Origin of the sequence: Lacihabitans sp. LS3-19, from assembly GCF_024343575.1 — a bacterium.
Taxonomy (GTDB): domain Bacteria; phylum Bacteroidota; class Bacteroidia; order Cytophagales; family Spirosomataceae; genus Leadbetterella.
This window is the reverse complement of record NZ_RJUA01000001.1, coordinates 42,776-56,938: the sequence shown is the minus strand read 5'-3', so window position 1 is coordinate 56,938 and position 14,163 is coordinate 42,776. Positions and strand designations below refer to the sequence as shown.

General features: G+C 35.3%; 14 protein-coding genes. 8 read left to right on the top strand and 6 right to left on the bottom strand.

Translation table 11 applies throughout. The features are described 5' to 3' along the window. The first annotated feature begins 95 nt into the window (after nt 1-95). The 6 genes from EGI22_RS00250 (at nt 96) to EGI22_RS00225 (ending at nt 6,946) form a co-directional block, all read left to right on the top strand. Nucleotides 96-875 carry a (Fe-S)-binding protein gene (locus EGI22_RS00250; RefSeq protein ID WP_255065519.1) on the top strand — a complete coding sequence of 260 codons (780 nt, stop codon included), beginning with the start codon at nt 96-98 and terminating at the stop codon, nt 873-875. Between the two features lie 205 nt (nt 876-1,080). Beyond that, a complete protein-coding gene (locus tag EGI22_RS00245; protein WP_255065518.1) occupies nt 1,081-2,370 on the top strand; it encodes a Gfo/Idh/MocA family protein in 1,290 nt (429 codons plus the stop codon). 156 nt (nt 2,371-2,526) lie between these two features. Further along, nucleotides 2,527-3,804: a sodium:proton antiporter NhaD gene (gene nhaD, locus EGI22_RS00240; RefSeq protein ID WP_255065517.1), complete on the top strand. Its 1,278-nt coding sequence runs from the start codon at nt 2,527-2,529 to the stop codon at nt 3,802-3,804. Between the two features lie 208 nt (nt 3,805-4,012). Further along, a complete protein-coding gene (gene nhaD, locus EGI22_RS00235; RefSeq protein ID WP_255065515.1) occupies nt 4,013-5,293 on the top strand; it encodes a sodium:proton antiporter NhaD in 1,281 nt (426 codons plus the stop codon). Nucleotides 5,294-5,406: 113 nt separating this feature from the next. Then, nucleotides 5,407-6,171: a ThuA domain-containing protein gene (locus EGI22_RS00230; protein WP_255065514.1), complete on the top strand. Its 765-nt coding sequence runs from the start codon at nt 5,407-5,409 to the stop codon at nt 6,169-6,171. Nucleotides 6,172-6,310: 139 nt separating this feature from the next. Next, nucleotides 6,311-6,946, top strand: coding sequence for a GNAT family N-acetyltransferase (locus tag EGI22_RS00225; RefSeq protein ID WP_255065513.1), 636 nt, complete (start codon nt 6,311-6,313; stop codon nt 6,944-6,946). 1 nt (nt 6,947) lies between these two features. Here the strand turns inward: EGI22_RS00225 and EGI22_RS00220 are convergent, their stop codons facing one another. The 6 genes from EGI22_RS00220 to EGI22_RS00195 all read right to left on the bottom strand — a co-directional run bounded on the left by EGI22_RS00220 (nt 6,948) and on the right by EGI22_RS00195 (nt 13,070). After that, a complete protein-coding gene (locus tag EGI22_RS00220; protein WP_255065512.1) occupies nt 6,948-7,790 on the bottom strand; it encodes a hypothetical protein in 843 nt (280 codons plus the stop codon). Continuing rightward, nucleotides 7,787-8,668: a class A beta-lactamase, subclass A2 gene (gene bla / locus EGI22_RS00215; RefSeq protein ID WP_255065511.1), complete on the bottom strand. Its 882-nt coding sequence runs from the start codon at nt 8,666-8,668 to the stop codon at nt 7,787-7,789. Before bla ends, EGI22_RS00220 begins: the two co-directional genes overlap by 4 nt. A gap of 161 nt (nt 8,669-8,829) precedes the next feature. After that, nucleotides 8,830-9,822, bottom strand: coding sequence for an aspartate-semialdehyde dehydrogenase (locus EGI22_RS00210; RefSeq protein ID WP_255065510.1), 993 nt, complete (start codon nt 9,820-9,822; stop codon nt 8,830-8,832). A 353-nt stretch (nt 9,823-10,175) separates the two neighbouring features. Continuing rightward, the gene (locus tag EGI22_RS00205; protein WP_255065509.1) at nt 10,176-10,769 is read right to left on the bottom strand and encodes a 5-formyltetrahydrofolate cyclo-ligase; all 594 of its coding nucleotides are present in this window, start codon (nt 10,767-10,769) and stop codon (nt 10,176-10,178) included. Nucleotides 10,770-10,787: 18 nt separating this feature from the next. Next, nucleotides 10,788-11,975 carry a molybdopterin molybdotransferase MoeA gene (locus EGI22_RS00200; protein ID WP_255065508.1) on the bottom strand — a complete coding sequence of 396 codons (1,188 nt, stop codon included), beginning with the start codon at nt 11,973-11,975 and terminating at the stop codon, nt 10,788-10,790. Then, nucleotides 11,976-13,070 carry an XdhC family protein gene (locus EGI22_RS00195; RefSeq protein ID WP_255065507.1) on the bottom strand — a complete coding sequence of 365 codons (1,095 nt, stop codon included), beginning with the start codon at nt 13,068-13,070 and terminating at the stop codon, nt 11,976-11,978. 85 nt (nt 13,071-13,155) lie between these two features. On the opposite strand from EGI22_RS00195, the gene EGI22_RS00190 reads away from it, so the two are divergent. Both EGI22_RS00190 and moaD read left to right on the top strand, forming a co-directional pair. After that, on the top strand, nt 13,156-13,914 hold the full coding sequence (locus tag EGI22_RS00190) for a sulfite exporter TauE/SafE family protein (protein WP_255065505.1): 759 nt from the start codon (nt 13,156-13,158) through the stop codon (nt 13,912-13,914). After that, nucleotides 13,911-14,153, top strand: a complete 243-nt coding sequence (moaD, locus tag EGI22_RS00185) for a molybdopterin converting factor subunit 1 (RefSeq protein WP_255065504.1) — start codon at nt 13,911-13,913, stop codon at nt 14,151-14,153. Before EGI22_RS00190 ends, moaD begins: the two co-directional genes overlap by 4 nt. The last annotated feature ends 10 nt before the right edge of the window (nt 14,154-14,163 follow it).

Here is a 14,163-nt window from a genome sequence, read left to right as displayed (position 1 = left end):
TAATACCTAAAATCAGAATAGTATTTAATTAAAGAGGTAGAGATTTGCAAATATTATGCAAGCATACTATTTTTGTTTTATATCATTTAAAATACATGGAATACAAAGTATCTACAATGGCCGAAATGGCAATGAATGGTGAAACACCTGAAATCTTGTTTTGGGTAGGGTGTGCTGGTTCGTTTGACGATCGCTACAAAAAGGTCACGAAAGCTTTTGTGAAAATATTGAATCACCTCAACATTAAGTTTGCTGTGTTAGGTACAGAGGAAGCTTGTACTGGCGATCCCGCAAGAAGGGCTGGAAATGAGTTTACTTTTCAGATGTTGGCACAGCAAAACATTCAGGTTCTGAATGGCTATTGTATAAAAAATATTGTAACAGCATGTCCCCATTGTTTCAATACTTTGAGGAATGAGTATCCCGAGCTTGGAGGTACTTATGATGTAATTCACCATTCTACGTATTTACAAAACCTTATCAACGAAGGTAGACTAAAAGTAAGTGGAGGTGCTTTTAAAGGTCAAAAGATTACTTATCACGATTCTTGCTATCTCGGAAGAGCAAATGATATATATGAAGCTCCAAGAGATGTTATAAAAGCATTGGATGCCGAATTGGTGGAGATGAAAAAATGCAAAACCAATGGCTTGTGCTGTGGAGCTGGTGGTGGACAGATGTTTAAAGAACCAGAAAAAGGCACTAAAGATATAAATGTAGAACGAATAGAAGACGCCTTATCAACAGGTTCAAAAGCGATAGCGGTTGCCTGCCCTTTCTGCATGGTTATGATGTCTGATGGCGTAAAAAACAAAGAAAAAGAACACGAGGTAAAGGTTTATGACCTTGCGGAATTATTGTTGGAGGCTTTGTAGGATATGAAAAGAAAAGCTTATCTTATGTATGAAATTTATTATTTAACTAGGTAATACTAACTTCATAAAAATATATATAATTGACAAACCTTATAAAGGAAAAGTGTTTTTTGAAATAATAGTGTTAACAATTTAGGAAAATTGTTTTACTTGATTGAAAAAACTGCTACATTCATATTAGAAATAATTCAACCCTATTTTTGATATGAAAAACCTTACTTCAAGAAGGCAGTTTCTTCAGAAAACTGCATTGGCTACCTTAGGCATGGCCGCATTTCCAAGTTTTGCTAGAAAAGTAGCTCCAAGCGATAAATTAAGAGTAGCTCATATAGGATTAGGTGGCATGGGCAATGCCCATCTCAACTGGTTTGGGGCTTTACAAGAAGTGGATGTGGTGGGAATTTGCGATTTAGATTCTGAGCACCTTAATAATACAGCTAAAAAATACTCCGAAAAATATCCTGACCGAAAACTTGAACTATTTGATGATTTCAGAAAGGTTTTAGATAGAAAAGATATTGATGCCGTAACGGTTGCCACACCTGATCATTGGCATGCACAATTAGCTATTATGGCATTTGAAGCTGGTAAAGATGTTTATGGAGAGAAACCGCTTTCTTTTTCTGTAAAAGAAGGACAAATGATGCTGGCCGCTCAACAAAAGCACAATAAAATATTTCAATTAGGCACACAGATACACGCAGGCGAAAATTATCACCGTGTAGCCGAAATAATAAAATCAGGTGTATTGGGTCAAATAAAAACGGTGAGACTATGGAAAACAGGTTTTCCGCCAGTTTTGGGGCCAACAAATTACCAAAAACCTCCAGCCAATTTGAATTATGATATGTGGTTAGGGCCAGCACCCTATCATAAATATTCGCCAGAAAGAGTACACTTCAATTATCGTTATTTTTTAGATTATTCAGGTGGCGTTTTTCAAGATTTTTGGTGTCATATAGCGGATATCGTTTGGATGTCATTGGATCCGCAAAATCTTAAGAAAGTTTCAGCGACTGGTACGAAACCAGAAGGTGTGGCAACTGCTCCCAAATCCATAGATATTGCCTATGAATTTGAAAATTTAAAGTTGTTTTGGACTTCAACGCCCCCAAATGTTCCGGGAGCAGCAGCAAGAGGAATAGGAGCTTATTTTGAAGGAGAAAAAGGAACTTTGATCTGCGATTATAGCACAAAGGAAATAACTATAAATGGCGTAACAATGTTGGATGTTCCTGAAGTGCCGATAACTATAACTAGATCTCCCGGCCATCAACAAAACTTCGTAGACGCAGTAAAAACACGAACCCAACCAGAATCTAATCTTGCTTATGCTCGAAAAATGACCATGCCGATGCATTTGGGTTTGATTTCCTACCGTTTAGGTAAAGAGCTTCATTGGGATAATGTAAATGAGAGATTTGTAAAAAACCGAAAAGCTAATAAATTATTATGGCGGCCTTACCGTAAAGAATGGAATTTAATAAATGCATAATTTTAAACGTAAATTCGGCAATTTTCACTTTTAAACCTAAGAATATTTTATTGCATAATATCAATTTGCTTTTTTCAAAAAGGCAAAAATTTAAATTTTTATGCTTGTTTTTCGGTCACCACACTTATTTTTGAAAAAACTATGTATATATAAAATATGGAAGGACTAATTATTTTGATTTTTTTGGTTGGATATGCAGCCATCGTACTAGAACACAAACTTTCGATTAATAAATCCTCCTCGGCTCTTTTAACAGGAGTTTTAACATGGACGGTAGTTGCTTTAATTTCCCCTAATATTGAAGAAACTTTACATCATCTTAATGAACATCTAAGCGAAATAGCTAGTATTTTGTTTTTTTTGATGGGTGCTATGACTATAGTTGAGCTGATAGCAACTTACGGTGGTTTTGAGATCATTACTAGCAGAATTACTACCACAAGTCAATCTCGATTGTTGTGGATTATCGCCCTAATTACATTTTTCATGTCGGCACTTTTAGATAACCTTACCACCACAATTGTGATGACGACTTTGATAGGAAAAATTGTGCAAGACACAAAACTTAAATTAATGTATGTCGGAATGATAGTGATTGCTGCCAATTCTGGTGGAGCTTGGTCGCCGATTGGAGACGTTACCACTACTATGCTATGGATAGGTGGACAAATTTCTACAGGAAGTATAATTGGCCAGTTGATATTACCTTCTTTGGTAAGTTTATTGATACCATTATTGGTACTTTCTACACAAATGAAAGGCGATTTGCCTGTAAAAACTAGCACTAAAAAAAGTGGAACTGAAGGATTGACTTTTGGTAAAAACATAATTTTTTGGGTTGGATTGTGCGGATTATTATCTGTTCCAATATTCAAGTCTATTACGCATTTGCCTCCTTTTATGGGTATGTTATTAGCTTTAGGAGTTATTTGGGCTGTTGCGGAAATACTCATTAAGGATAAAGCAGTCGAAATAAAAGATAAATTATCAATTTTTAGGGTTCTGGAAAAAATTGACCTGCCAAGCATTCTTTTCTTTATGGGTATTTTGCTTGCAGTAGGAGCTTTACAATCGGTAGGATTGCTTACCTCTGCTGCGGAATGGCTAACTACAAATCTTAAAAATCAGACGGTAGTTGTCACTATTATAGGTATACTTTCTTCAATAGTTGACAATGTGCCTTTGGTAGCGGCTGCGATGGGAATGTACGGCTTAGAGCAATTTCCAATGGATGACCCGTTCTGGGAGTTATTGGCATTTTGTGCGGGTACGGGAGGAAGCATATTAATAATTGGCTCGGCAGCGGGTGTTGCAGCTATGGGGATTGCCAAAATTGAGTTTTTTTGGTACTTGAAAAAAATCAGTTGGTTGGCATTGATTGGGTATTTTTCTGGTATAGCAGTATATCTTTTACAGAAAAGTATTTTTGTTTAAAACCAATAATATTTTTAAATGAAAGGTTGCCAAAAATGGCAACCTTTTTTTCTTTTTATGTCTGCATTTTTACTAAATAACGCACTTATTATTAATTGATTAAAAAAGAAATTATTTAATTTAAACATTATTTAAAAAAAAGTGGTTTAGGGAGGATAAAATATCAAATAGTCTTCTAAATTTGATAAAATTTAACCCCTTATAAAAAATGACAACACTTTTAATTCTCGTTTTTATAGCTGGATATACAGCTATCGTTCTCGAACATAATATTTCAATAAACAAATCGGCCTCTGCATTATTAACAGGGGTTTTTTGTTGGACTTTGGTGGCACTAGTTTCACCCAATATGGAACACACCAATGAAAAACTTAATGAACACTTAAGTGAAATCGCCCAAATTTTGTTCTTTTTGATGGGAGCCATGACTATTGTTGAATTAGTGGCAACCTACGGTGGTTTTGAAATCATTACGGACAAAATAAAAACTACAAGCCAATCACGATTACTCTGGATTCTATCTTTGATTACATTTTTTATGTCTGCCTTGTTGGACAATCTAACAACTACAATAGTTATGACAGCTTTGATTGGAAAGTTGGTTCATGATAAAAACCTCAAACTATTGTATGTTGGCCTTGTAGTAATAGCGGCAAATTCTGGAGGAGCATGGTCTCCAATTGGAGATGTTACCACAACAATGCTTTGGATTGGCGGGCAAATTTCTACTGGAAACTTAATCAAAGGTTTGTTTTTACCATCTTTAGTTAGTCTTTTGATTCCATTGTTATTCTCAGCGTTTTCAATGAAAGGCACATTGCCCTTGAAAAAAGAGAGTCTTAATAAAAATGAAGAAGCTGCACCAGAATTTGGTAAATACATTATTTTTTGGATAGGGATGTTGGGACTACTTTCTGTACCTGTTTTTAAATCAATTACTCATTTACCTCCGTTTTTAGGGATGCTCTTAGCTTTAGGAACTATTTGGGTTGTTGGAGAAGTATTGTTAAAAGACAAAGATGAGCATTTAAAAAACAAGCTTTCTATTTATAGAGTTTTAGAAAAAATAGATCTTCCTAGTATACTTTTCTTTTTGGGAATTTTACTCGCAGTAGGTGCATTAGAAACTGAAGGGATTCTTGCTTCTGCCGCAAATTGGCTCACCGAAAATCTGAAAAATCAAACTATTGTTGTTACGGCAATAGGCCTATTGTCATCAATTGTCGACAACGTACCTTTGGTTGCTGCTGCTAAAGAAATGTACTCCATGGATATGTTTCCTATGGATAATCAGTTTTGGGAGCTTTTGGCTTATTGTGCAGGTACGGGCGGCAGCATATTAATTATTGGTTCTGCAGCAGGCGTGGCAGCTATGGGTATTGCTAAAATAGAGTTTTTTTGGTATTTGAAAAAAATAAGTTGGCTTGCACTAATTGGTTATTTTGCGGGGATAGGCACTTTTTTATTACAAAAAATGATATTACATTAAAAACTAAAGCCTCAAGTATTTTCTTGGGGCTATTTTTTGCTTTACAGAAACTATTAAATTGCCATTCTTTTTGTAAGTTTGACCATATTATTCAATCTTTAAATTTAATAAAAATGAAAAATAGAGTGCTTTTGGCTCTTATTGCTACTTTAGTATTTAATGTTTCGGCATTTGCCCAAAAACAATTCAAGGTATTTCTTTTCACTAAAACCGGTGGCTGGCACCATGAGTCTATTCATGAGGGCGTTGAAGCAATTAGAAAATTGGGAGAAAGACATAATTTTGATGTAGACTGGCAAGAAAACACACAATTTGTATCTGATAAAAATTTAGAAAAATACCAAGTTATCATTTTTTTAAATACGACTGCGGATATTTTAAACGACGAACAACAGAAAGCAGTAGAGAAATTTATCCAATCAGGAAAAGGGTTTGTGGGTATTCACAGTGCGTCTGATACCGAATACGAATGGGCATGGTACACCAAAATGGTGGGAATGATGTTTAAAATTCACCCAGCACAGCAAACAGCATATTTGAGAGTGCAGGATAGCAATTTCCCTGGCATGGAGCGTTTTCCGAAAAAACTACTTTGGACAGACGAATGGTATGAGTTTCAAACGCCTGCAAAATCAAATGATTTAAAAATTTTGGTGACTGTTGACGAAAAAACCTACGACCCAAAAACAAAGTGGGGACCTAATGAAGGCAAAGGAATGGGAGATGTGCATCCAATCAGCTGGTATCATCCATATGATGGTGGGAGAGCATTTTATACTGCTTTAGGACACATACCTGCTACATTCTCAGATCAAACTTTCCTAGACCATATCTACGGAGGTATTTATTGGGCAGCAACTGGGAAGGGGATTGAGTAAATGAAGCTATGTGGCATTAGGCACAAAGGCATAAAGCACAGAGTCATAAGGCAAGATTTTTAGGGCATTACCTCAAAAGACAAAAGTTAGGTGGCTTTCTGTATAACTTTATGTAAAAAGCCAAAACTCATAATAGTGCATGGAGATAGTTAAGGTAGAAATAGATGAACTAGAAACCTTTAAAGAGGTTTTCGAAATCTATGAATCATCTTTTCCTGCCAATGAGCGTCAGCCAATAGAAACATTAAAAATCAGACTAAAAATAAACAAAGAAGTACTTTTTGCAGCCAAACTTAACAACAAAGTGGTAGGCATTGGGTTCTTATTTGACTTGCTTGGGTCTGATTTTTTGCTTTTAGATTATTTGGCTGTTAAACATAACCATAGGGGAAATCAAGTAGGGGAGAGGCTATTCAAACAATTGAAAGAGTATGCTAACAACCAAAAAAAACATCTTTTGATGGAAGTAGATGACCCCGAATTTGGAGAAGACAAAGAACTGAGAATTAAAAGGATAGCTTTTTATCAAAAAAATGGTGCATTGGTTTTGCAAAATGTTAAATACATTTTACCTGCTTTAGATGGCACCGAATCAACAAATCAAATATTAATGTTGGTGCCTTATTTATCGAAAAGTCAGTTTTCTGGTTTTGAAATTAAAGAATTAGTAAAATTGCTTTATTCGGAACTTTATGGGATTGATGGTGATGATGAAGGACTTTCGGCAATTATAAAATCAATTAATGGAAGTGTTTTAGTTAGTCCATATTCTTAAATCAAAACTCCAACAAATCGGGCTCAACAAACGCTTTTTTTGTTCTTTCTTCTTTTAAAATATCAAAACTATAATGTTTGGAAACTAAGTTCTTGAATTCGTATTTCAAAGCTGGAAAAGTTTGGATAAAGTCTAAAAAGTCATCACTTTCGACTTTTTGTATAAAATGATTCACCATTTTCATAGATGCTACTGTGAGTGTGGTATTAAATTTTTCTTCTGCACCGAGAGGAATTACGAATGCCAATATTTGTGAACAAATCAATTCTGTTCCTTTTTCCAAACCGTGATTTTTTATCAAGATCCAAGCTAATCGCAGATGTGCTTCATGCGTGAAAATTTCAGGATTCAAGATTTTTGATGCGAACTGAGTTGAAAATTCTTCATCAGAGAGAATAAAATGTGCTTCTAATGGAAAACAAGTTTCATTATCTAATGGGAGCTTTTGTAAATCGGGTTCAACCCAACTTTTTCGAGCTTTTAAAGAAAACAAAACCTCTTGTGAGTAATAATCTAAGGCCAAACCTCGATTTGCAAATGGAGAAGCTAAAATAGCATCCGCTGTTTCTTCAAAACTCTTTCCAGAATATGACTTTACAAACATGGCGGCAATCAAAAGCCAAAATCTAGTCAAAGTTTCGTGATATCCTCGGGTGTGTGAATTTGGTGTACCGACGGATGTATTATAAAATTTAATTTGAAACCTTAGTAGATTCAAAGCTTTTTCTAAGGCGTAGTTTTTACAATACCAAATGGCTACCACTAGATGTGCTTCGTGCGTCCATTGTTCTTTGGGTAAAGAGCATTTGTTGAATCGTTTTACTAAATATTCAAAATCTTTCATTTCAAATAATCATAAGCAGCTTTGGCAATTTCAGCTATTATTTTTTCGTTTGTTTCAATTTTTTCTTTCGATTTACTCACAAAAATAGCAATAGCAAATTGGTTTCCGTTTGGTAAAGTAATTAAACCAATATCGTTTACCGCTGCCATTTCACCTGTTTGTTTATTTGTGCCAGAAGTGCCAGTTTTGTGTGCAACTATAATTCCTTTAGGCAATAGACCTTTAATTCTTTTGGGGCCAGTGGAGGTTTCTAAAAGTAATTTTTGGACAAATGCTCTACTTTTAGTAGATAAAATTTTATTTTTGTGTATTGCCATCAAAAGCTCAACTGCCGAGTTGGGCGAAGAGTAATTTTCAAATTGCGGCTCCCAAGAGGCCTGCATAACGGTTTCGTTATGTTTTACTTGAACATCTTTCATGCCAATTTTTTTCAAATAAGCATCTACCACTTTTGGTCCACCTATAAGATCAAGAAGAACCTCACAACCCACATTATCGCTTTCAGAAACCGTTGGTTTAAGAATTTCAGCCAAAGTTAGTTTAATATTTCCATTTGGGTATTTGTCCCTTAAAGGGCTGTACCAATCGGGCTGCATGCGTTCTTTCGAAATAAAAACCTTTTGTGTGAGACTCAATTTGTCTCTATCAACCAAATCCAAAACTGTTAAAGCAATGTGTAACTTGAAAACACTTTGCATTGGATAATGCTCGTTTTGGTTTATTCCATAAGATTTTTTTGAAGAAAAATCATAGATGGAAACGCCTACTGTGGCATTTTTGCTCTTTAGGATTTCAGAAATAGTTTTATTTAAATCAGGTTTTTGTGAAACCGCACAAAAAGAATAAAAGGTAAACAGAATAAAGTATAGGTTTCGCATTCGTTATTTTTTCAATAAAGTTAAAATTTCTGAAAGACTTTTGAGCAAATATTTTATTGAATAAAACTTTATCTATTATTTAATTCCATTTTTTCTTAAAAAACAAAAAAATCCCGCCAATTGCTTAGCAGGATTTTACACTTGATTCTTATTGGGTTTTGTTATATCATCTCTTTTTTCAAAAGATATTCTGCTATTTGTACGGCATTTGTAGCGGCACCTTTACGAAGGTTGTCTGCTACGCACCAAAGGTTTAGCGTTTTTTCTTGTGATTCGTCTCTGCGTATACGGCCTACAAATACTTCGTCTTTACCGTGTGCCGTGATAGGCATTGGGTATAGGAAATTGGCTGGATCATCTTGTACAATAACACCTTCGGTAGCGGCCAATAATTCACGCACGGTTGTCAAGTCAAAATCGTTTTCAAATTCGATATTCACCGCCTCGGAGTGACCACCGATAGTAGGTATACGAACCGTGGTTGCCGTAACTTTGATGCTATCGTCTCCCATGATTTTGTTGGTCTCTTTTATCATCTTCATTTCTTCTTTGGTATATCCATTTTCAAGAAATACGTCGATGTGAGGTAATACGTTTAAGTCGATTTTGTGCGGATATACTTTCGAAACGCTATCGTCACCTGCTCTTTCGGCAAAAAGCTGGTCAACGGCCGCCTTTCCAGTTCCCGTAACCGACTGATAGGTAGAAACTACCACACGTTTGATTTTATATTTGTCGTGCAAAGGCTTCATTACTACCACCATCTGTATAGTGGAGCAATTTGGATTTGCAATGATTTTGTCTTCCGAAGTCAAACAATCTGCGTTTACTTCTGGTACTACCAATTTTTTGGTAGGATCCATACGCCATGCCGATGAGTTGTCAATAACCGTAATGCCAGCATCTGCAAATTTTGGAGCCATCTCCAGCGAAGTGCCACCACCAGCAGAGAATATTGCCACGTTTGGCTTCATTTTGATGGCTTCGTCATAACCCACAACGGTAAATTCTTGACCCTTAAAACTGATTTTTTTTCCGATACTACGCTCAGAAGCGACTGGAATGATTTCTGAAACAGGGAAATTTCTTTCCGCCAAAACTTTCAAGATTTCGCCACCCACTAGACCGGTAGCTCCTACTACTGCAACTTTCATGATAAATAATCTTACCCCCCGACCCATGGCAGGGTATTTAAATTATTGATAAAGAGAGAGGTCTATTCTCTTTTTGTTGAAATGTTTGTAAATGTATTGATGGGTGTAAAAGGGCTGCAAAATTACGGAAAAGATTTTTTAAATGAAAATAGGTTTGGATTTTTTGTACGGCGATTTTTCAAATCGCCGCAAAGGACATCAAAAAATGTAGTTTCTATTTAATCGGGTAATTGGTAAATATAAGGATGAAATAGTATATGAAAGTCATTTGAAAATTTGAATATTAGCAGCTTATATATTTAAACGATTTGGAAAATCGTTATGCTTAGGTGTTTAGTCATTTTACATTTAATTTACCAAGCCCAAACTCGCTCCGGCGTAACACAAAAATTCATTTTGACATCAAATTCATTCGGATCTTCAATTAAGTCGGTTGGTTCAAAAAGAGAAAGTCCTACGATGGTGGTGTCTTTGGTGGCATATTGAAGAAATCTGTCGTAAAAACCTTTTCCATAACCCACACGGTTTCCTTTTTTGTCGAAAGCTAAAAGCGGCACAAAAATCAGGATGTCTTCGTTTTTGAATTGCTCAAAAAAAGCCTCTGAATTCAGTGCGTGCTCTATGTCTATCGGTTCTTCTATGCCCCAATGATTGGTTTCGACAGGTGTTGATTCTAAAAATTTGGTATGGAGCAGTTCTCCGTTTTCTAGACTTTTTGGAATAAATATATCTGGGGAAAAATCTTTTCGAAGTGTGTTTAAAATCAAAAGTGAATCTACTTCATTATTTCTTTTAATAGGTAGATATAAATGAATAGGCGAATAGCGGTGCATCATCAATCTGCTAAACAACAAATCGTGTATCCGCTTGCTCATTTTATCAATTTCCTCCGATTTTAGTGCATTTCTTAAGCCTTTGAAATGTGTTCTTATTTCTTTTTTTGTCACAGTTTGTTTAGGTTTAAATCAAATAGCGAAAAAATTTACGATTTTTCCCTTCTCAAAATAATCATTTTCGGAGTTTGGCAACTCCACAAATCCGTCAGCGTTAATCAAACTTATAAAGTCACCCGAACCATTGTGTTTTAAAGGAAATGCGTAAAAAGCACCATTTTCGTTTATGATTTTTACTTGCAAAAAATAGCTAAGTTTGGGTTTGAAAACTATGTTTTCTCCTAATATTACTTTTTGAAATTCCCCTTTGTTTGTTCCGAGACTTTTTTCTAAAAAAGGCAAAACATAGCGTAAAGTGCATAAATATGTTGAAACCGGATTTCCAGGCAAAGCGAAAACAAGGTTTTTGTCAGTTTTTCCAAACCACATGGGTTTTCCTGGTTTTTGTGAGATTTTATGAAATACTTCGATTACACTATTTTGAGCTAAGGCTTCTGGGATAAAGTCTTTTTTGCCCATTGATACTCCACCTGAAAATATCAAAACAGAAAATTCTTTTAAAAGCTCTTTTATTTTTTCTACGGAGTTTTCTAAGTCATCAGCAATATGGAAATGGGTAATTTCTGCATTTACTTTTTTGAGGATGGTTTCTATGGCATACACATTAGATTTTCGAATTTGATGTGGAAGTGGCTGATCTGTAACATCTACCAACTCATCTCCTGAAGAGATAATGGCGATTTTGGGCAATACATAAACATTCAAGTTTTCTTTTCCAAGCGAGGCTGCCAAAGCTATATGAGAAGCATTAATTTTTGTGCCTTGTTTCAAAACAAGCTCTCCTTGTTTTTTGTCTACGCCTTCTAAATGAATATTTTGGCCTTGTTTTATGTCGACCAATATCTCTGCCATTCCATCTACAATTTCTACATCTTCATATCTAATAACCGTGTCGGTGTTTTTAGGTAAAACTCCGCCGGTCATAATTTCTATGCAACTTTGGTCGGAAGATAAGGTTATTTGCTCATCTCCTGCGGCTTGCATTTCTTGTATTTTAAACTTGCGTCTACCATTTTTATAAGCCTTAAAATCAATAGCTATTCCGTCCATTGTTACTCTATCAAAAGGCGGGAAGTTTCGGTCAGCCACCAGGTCTTCTGCCAGAATGTGTCCCAATGCTTTTTGAAAAGGGATGCTTTCTACCTTTAGAGAAAGCGTATTTTGCATGATAAGTTCGAAAGCTTTTTCTACCGAAACCATTCAATTAAATTTAAAAATTTCTTCATTTCTTTCGTTAATCGGCAAAGTTCGACTTTTTAAAAAGCCACCAGCTCTTTCATTAAAAACTGCCTTTATTTCAGCTAATATGGCCAGTGCGATTTCCTCCGGCGTGTTTGCACCAATATCTAATCCTGTCGGTGCAAAAATCACATTTTCTTTTATAACAACACCTTCTGTTTTTAATTCTGAAATTATTCTTTCTGAGCGTTTCTTTGGCCCAAGCATACCTATGTATTTTGGATTAGCGGTTGTCAATTTTCTTAAATTAGCTTTGTCGGTTTCTAAGGAATGGGACATCAGTAAACAAGCCGAATTTTCATTGATATTTTCTATATTAAAATCTGTGGGACTAATAATAGATAAGCCTTCTGGGTTCTTTATTTTTGAGGGTTCGGATACAATTAGTATTTCCCAATAAAGCATTTTTAGAAGCTCAATTAAAGGATAAATGTCATATTGATTTCCAAAAATATAAACTTGAATAGGTGTTGGAATTTTTTCTACAAAAACCCTGATTTTATTGTCAAAATTATAATTTTTAGACTTTTCCAGATTTTCAATTTCCTCGGCAAAACTTTTTATATCAACTATTTCAGACAGGAACGCCAAATCCTCGGTAGAAGTATAGGCGAAAATTTTACCCAGAAATTCAGGATGAGCGTCTGAATTGGTTATGGAAACTATCGTATTTATATTTTCAGCTATACCTTTTTTTAATATTTCTATCGCATTTTCCGAGCTTTGATAATCTATAGGAATAAACAGTACATCTATAATACCATTGCAACCCAAGCCTACTCCTATTTGATGATCATCGTCGGTACTTGTGTCGTATCTTACTAAGTTAGGTTTTGATTTTAAAATAGCCATGCGAGCTTTTTTTAGAGCATCACCCTCTAGGCATCCACCACTTATGCCACCTTCCCAAAAACCGTTTTCGCTCACCAGCATTCTGGCACCTGTACGCCTGTATGAAGAGCCTTCAACGTAAACCACAATCGCCAAGGCACAAGCTTGATTGGCTGATTTTTTCAGAGAATCGTAGAAGCTCAGTATTTTGCTTATTTCCTTCATTTAATTAAATAATGGCTCAATTTCCGTATTTTTTTTGAGGAGGCGTAAATATTTGTCATTTTTGTAAAAAAGAAACATTCGTTAAATGCAGATAGTTTTCGATAATGCTCAGTTGTTATTATTATTTTTTGGAATAGCATTGCTCTATTCTTCCGTTGGCTTTGGAGGAGGTTCTAGTTATTTAGCTGTAATGACCCTTTTCAATATTGATTTTAAAATATTGAGGTCTATCTCTTTGCTTTGTAATCTCACGGTAGTTTCTAATGGCACCCTGCAGTTTTATAAAAAAGGATTTCTTAATCTTAAAAAAGTTGGTCCTTTGGTTTTCGTTAGTGTGCCTATGGCTTTTATAGGGGGCTTGTTGCCTATTTCAGAAAAGTTATTTTTTATAGTATTGGGTATAACACTTTTTATTGCTGCTATATTGATGTGGTTTCAACCTCAATCAAAAGTAGATTTTTCAACAAATCTAAACGAGAAAGTATGGTTTAATGCAGTTTTGGGAGGAAGCATTGGGTTTTTATCTGGTATGGTAGGGATTGGAGGAGGCATTTTTCTTTCGCCCGTTCTTAATATGTTAAATTGGGATAAACCTAAAAACATTGCTGCCACAGCGAGCTTCTTTATTTTAGTAAATTCGCTTTCGGGCTTATTAGGACAATCAAAAAGTTTGACCTTGGATTTTCCTTGGACTTTGGCCTTAGCTTTGATGGTGGCAGTAGGAATTGGCGGTTTTATAGGAACTTATTTGGCAACGAATAAATTTACCCAAGTGTGGGTCAGAAAAGCAACAGCCATTTTGATTGCCTATGTAAGTTATAATGTTTTAAGAAAATATATATGAAAATAAAACTGCTGTGTTTTGGTATTACTAAAGAAATGGTTGGTGTTTTTGAAAATCAAATTGAGCTTGAAGAAGGTACAACGGTTGGTGTTTTCATGGAAAACCTTAAAAAGGAGTATCCAGAATTAAACAAATTGAACTCGTTAAGAATAGCTGTAAACGAAGATTATGCCGAAATGACTCAAATTTTGTCTGAAAAAGACGAGGTAGTTTTGGTGCCGCCTGTAAGTGGAGGTTGATTAAAATAAT

Excerpts from the sequence above, each read along its gene's own strand:
- EGI22_RS00250 (WP_255065519.1), top strand. The coding sequence starts at position 96 with ATGGAATACAAAGTATCTACAATGGCCGAAATGGCAATGAATGGTGAA.
- EGI22_RS00245 (WP_255065518.1), top strand. The coding sequence starts at position 1,081 with ATGAAAAACCTTACTTCAAGAAGGCAGTTTCTTCAGAAAACTGCATTG.
- nhaD (WP_255065517.1), top strand. The coding sequence starts at position 2,527 with ATGGAAGGACTAATTATTTTGATTTTTTTGGTTGGATATGCAGCCATC.
- nhaD (WP_255065515.1), top strand. The coding sequence starts at position 4,013 with ATGACAACACTTTTAATTCTCGTTTTTATAGCTGGATATACAGCTATC.
- EGI22_RS00230 (WP_255065514.1), top strand. The coding sequence starts at position 5,407 with ATGAAAAATAGAGTGCTTTTGGCTCTTATTGCTACTTTAGTATTTAAT.
- EGI22_RS00225 (WP_255065513.1), top strand. The coding sequence starts at position 6,311 with ATGGAGATAGTTAAGGTAGAAATAGATGAACTAGAAACCTTTAAAGAG.
- EGI22_RS00220 (WP_255065512.1), bottom strand. The coding sequence starts at position 7,790 with ATGAAAGATTTTGAATATTTAGTAAAACGATTCAACAAATGCTCTTTA.
- bla (WP_255065511.1), bottom strand. The coding sequence starts at position 8,668 with ATGCGAAACCTATACTTTATTCTGTTTACCTTTTATTCTTTTTGTGCG.
- EGI22_RS00210 (WP_255065510.1), bottom strand. The coding sequence starts at position 9,822 with ATGAAAGTTGCAGTAGTAGGAGCTACCGGTCTAGTGGGTGGCGAAATC.
- EGI22_RS00200 (WP_255065508.1), bottom strand. The coding sequence starts at position 11,975 with ATGGTTTCGGTAGAAAAAGCTTTCGAACTTATCATGCAAAATACGCTT.
- EGI22_RS00195 (WP_255065507.1), bottom strand. The coding sequence starts at position 13,070 with ATGAAGGAAATAAGCAAAATACTGAGCTTCTACGATTCTCTGAAAAAA.
- EGI22_RS00190 (WP_255065505.1), top strand. The coding sequence starts at position 13,156 with ATGCAGATAGTTTTCGATAATGCTCAGTTGTTATTATTATTTTTTGGA.
- moaD (WP_255065504.1), top strand. The coding sequence starts at position 13,911 with ATGAAAATAAAACTGCTGTGTTTTGGTATTACTAAAGAAATGGTTGGT.